General features: G+C 51.3%; 2 protein-coding genes. Both read left to right on the top strand.

The window, feature by feature from the left end:
- Positions 1-439, top strand: a 439-nt coding sequence (locus tag AC1DUO_RS25555; protein WP_477989496.1) for a DUF932 domain-containing protein, incomplete at its 5' end; no start/stop codon positions are given.
- Positions 440-533: 94 nt separating this feature from the next.
- The coding region (locus AC1DUO_RS25550) for a JAB domain-containing protein (RefSeq protein ID WP_477989494.1) at positions 534-867 on the top strand (334 nt) is incomplete at its 3' end.

Here is an 867-nt window from a genome sequence, read left to right as displayed (position 1 = left end):
GATTTGCGGGGAGAGTTTTGGGGAAGTGCGTGTGCCCCATAAAGGCAACGTGGTGGAGAGAGTTATCGAAGGAGCCTACGAAGTACTGGGGATATTTGATCGGGTAGAGGAGAAACGCGACGCCATGCAATCTCTGCTGTTACCGCCACCGGCACAACAGGCGCTGGCAAAAGCTGCGTTAACCTATCGCTTTGGCGAAGAGCATCAGCCAGTGACCGAATCACAAATTCTTAGTGCTCGCCGATTGCAGGATGAAAGTACCGATCTCTGGACCACCTATCAGCGTATCCAGGAAAACCTGATCAAAGGTGGACTGTCGGGACGAACGACCAAAGGCAAGCGTGCCCATACTCGCGCCGTGAAAGGTATTGATGGCGATGTGAAGCTCAACCGGGCCCTTTGGGTTATGGCTGAAAACATACTGGAGCTGGTCTCCTGATCCTTCTCTTATCTATTTTCAATTCACTGAATGTCATCCCGATAAGGCTGCTATCTCACCGGATAGCGGCTTTTCTTTTATTGGAGTTCTCCACATGCAATATCAAACCCACCAGCGCGTTATCCAGATGGCGCTGACCTTGCTTGAAAAACAGATGAAACAGAAATCCGTTAGTTTTAATTCCAGCGCCGAGACCCTGCAGTACCTGCGTTTACAACTGGAGCAGCTCGAACGTGAGGTGTTTATGGTGCTGTATCTGGATACTCAGCACCGCCTCATTGCCAGTGAAACGACGTCATTGGGCACCATCAACGCCACCTCTGTTTATCCGCGGGAAATCATCAAAAGTGCTTTAGGCCACAACGCGGCGGCAGTGGTCTTTGCACACAATCACCCATCGGGATCTGCAGAGCCTAGCAGTGCAGACC

The sequence above is a fragment of the Rahnella sp. P4_A8 genome (assembly GCF_056402435.1).
Note: the sequence above shows the minus strand (reverse complement) of the source record. Positions and strands in the feature narration are given on the sequence as shown.